General features: G+C 67.7%; 2 protein-coding genes. One reads left to right on the top strand and one right to left on the bottom strand.

All coding sequences use genetic code 11. The features are described from left to right. Nucleotides 1-60 precede the first annotated feature (60 nt). Complete coding sequence (locus NS355_RS10775) at nt 61-1,437, bottom strand: protein adenylyltransferase SelO family protein (protein ID WP_058745723.1); 1,377 nt, start codon at nt 1,435-1,437, stop codon at nt 61-63. 37 nt (nt 1,438-1,474) lie between these two features. On the opposite strand from NS355_RS10775, the gene NS355_RS10770 reads away from it, so the two are divergent. Then, a complete protein-coding gene (locus NS355_RS10770) occupies nt 1,475-2,335 on the top strand; it encodes an alpha/beta fold hydrolase (RefSeq protein WP_058745722.1) in 861 nt (286 codons plus the stop codon). Nucleotides 2,336-2,624 lie beyond the last annotated feature (289 nt).

Genomic DNA, 2,624 nt, shown 5'->3' with positions numbered 1-2,624 from the left:
GCCCCACCCCCGACCCCTCCCCTGAAGGGGAGGGGAGAGTCAGGCCCTCTTGGTTGAGTTCTAGGCCGCCGTAACCGGGTCGGCAAGCGCCCGGCCCATGGCGCGCACCCGCGCGACCTTGGCGTGCAGCAGGGTCCAGTCGTCATGCTCGGCGATGGCGGCCCAGATCGATTCGACCTCATCGATCAGCATCGATTCCGGTTCTCCCTGCCAATAGGCGTCGTCGCGCGTGCGGCGCGGGGCATAGGGTTCGATCAGGTCGCGTAGCGGATTCCACGTCTCGTCGTAATGATCGGGCACCTGTCCGCCGAACAGGTCGAAATAGGTGCGGTCGAGACTCGCCTGGCTCTCCCGCAGCGCGCGTTCGAAGGTCTGGACCAGCGCGCGGTCCTCGGTGCCGCCGCGCGGGGTCAGCCCCAGCCGCCAGAGGATCGCGGTCACGATCTCTGCCTGATAGGTCGTCGCAAAGCCTTCCAGCGCGGCGATCAGCGGATCGCTTTCGGCGATCAGGCGCAGGCTGGAGGCGAGCTGCATCACGTCCCACTGGATCGCCTCGGGCTGGCGGGCGAGCGCGTAGAGGCCGCCATGGTCGAAATAGGCGGCGGTGAACTCGGGGGCCCAGGTCGGTGCAAATCGCCAGGGGCCATAGTCGAAGCTCTCGCCGGTCACGTTGATATTGTCGGAATTGAGCACGCCATGGACGAAGCCGGCGGCCATATAGCGGGCGGCCAGCGTCGCGGTCCGCTGCGCCACCAGGGTCAGCAGGCGGACGGGATCGTCCGATTCCTCACCGTAGAAATGGCGGAGGACATAGGCGACCAGCCGCTTCATCCCCGCCTCGTCGCGCTCGAAGGCCAGCCGCTGGAAACTGCCGATGCGGATATGGCCATGGCTCATCCGCACCATCACCGCCGAGCGGGTGGGGGAGGGCTCGTCGCCCCGGTGCAGCGCCTCGCCCGTCTCGATGATCGACAGGGTGCGCGAGGTGGGGACGTTCAGCGCCTCCAGCATCTCGGTCGCCAGGATTTCGCGGACCCCGCCCTTCAGCGTCAGGCGACCGTCGCCCGAGCGGCTATACGGCGTCTGCCCCGATCCCTTGGTGCCGAGTTCCAGCAACCGGCCATCGATCGCCGTCATCTGCGCGAAGGTAAAGCCGCGCCCGTCGCCCAGGTCGCTGTTGTAATGACGGAACTGATGCCCGTGATACCGCATCGCGAAGGGCCCCGGTAGCGTGTCCGGCAAGGGCTGGAACCGGCCGAGATGTGCGGCCCATTCCGCGTCGGTCAGCGTCTCCAGCCCGATCTCCGCTGCCGCACGATCGTTGCGGAAGCGGATGATCGTCTGCGGGAAATCGGCGGGCGCGACGGGATCGGCGATGAAATCGGCGATCTCGGTCAGGGCGGTCGACGGGCGATAGGCTTGCGGGGATACGGGCATGCCGCGATATGGAGGCGGCACCGGAGGACCTTCAAGCATGATCCCTCATGAGAATCGATATTGGTGGTCGAAGGACGGCCTGCGGCTCCATGCACGGGACTATCCGGGCGACAATACGCTGCCCCCGATCATCTGCCTGCCGGGCCTGACCCGCAATGCCCGCGATTTCGAGGGGCTGGCCGAGGCGCTGGCAGGCCGGGCGCGGGTGATTGCGGTCAGCTTCCGGGGGCGGGGCGAGAGCGCCTATGCCAAGGACCCGATGACCTATGTGCCGCTGACATATGTGCAGGATGTCGAGGCGATGCTGGACGAATTCGGCATCACGCGCTTCGTCGCGGTCGGCACCTCGCTGGGCGGGATCGTGACCATGGTGCTGGCGGCGACCGCGCGCGGGCGGCTGGCGGGGGCGGTGCTGAACGATATCGGGCCGGAGATCGAGGCGGCCGGGCTGGGGCGTATCCGCAGCTATGTCGGCAAGGGGCAGAGCTTTCCGACCTGGCTGCACGCCGCCCGCTGCGTCCAGGAGAATAACGAGGACGTCTATCCCGGCTGGGGCGTCGAGGACTGGCTGGCCATGGCCAAGCGCACGCACCGCCTGACCAGCGCGGGGCGGATCGTGCTCGATTACGACCTGAAGATCGCCGAGCCGTTCCGCGTACCCAATACCGAGGGCGGGCCGGACATGTGGGCCGCGCTGGACGCGCTGAACGGCGTGCCGACGCTGGTGGTGCGCGGCGAGCGGTCGGATATCCTGAGCGCGAGCGTCGCAAAGCGGATGGTCGAGCGCCTGTCGCCGTCCGAACTGGTGACGGTGCCCGATGTCGGCCACACGCCGCTGCTGACCGAGCCGGAGGCACTGGCGGGGATCGGGCGGTTGCTAGACCGGGTGGCGGGGTAAGACCGGCAAATTCCTCCCCTGCAAGGGGAGGGGGACCAGCGAAGCTGGTGGAGGGGGGTATCCACCAGCGGCAGAATTTGAGGAGACCCCCCTCCACCAGCCTCCGGCTGGTCCCCCTCCCCGCGAGCGGGGAGGATTTGAGAAGACATCATGACCCAGACCGCCTCTTCCACCAATTTCGTCAATGTCGGCGAGCGGACCAACGTCACCGGCTCGGCGGCGTTCAAGAAGATGATCCTGGCGGGCGATTACACCCGCGCGGTGGAGGTGGCGCGCAGCCAGGTCGAGA

It is taken from the genome of Sphingomonas yabuuchiae (assembly GCF_001477495.1).
In the GTDB taxonomy this organism is placed as follows: Bacteria; Pseudomonadota; Alphaproteobacteria; order Sphingomonadales; family Sphingomonadaceae; genus Sphingomonas; species Sphingomonas yabuuchiae_A.
This window is presented reverse-complemented; position numbering and strand designations above follow the sequence as displayed.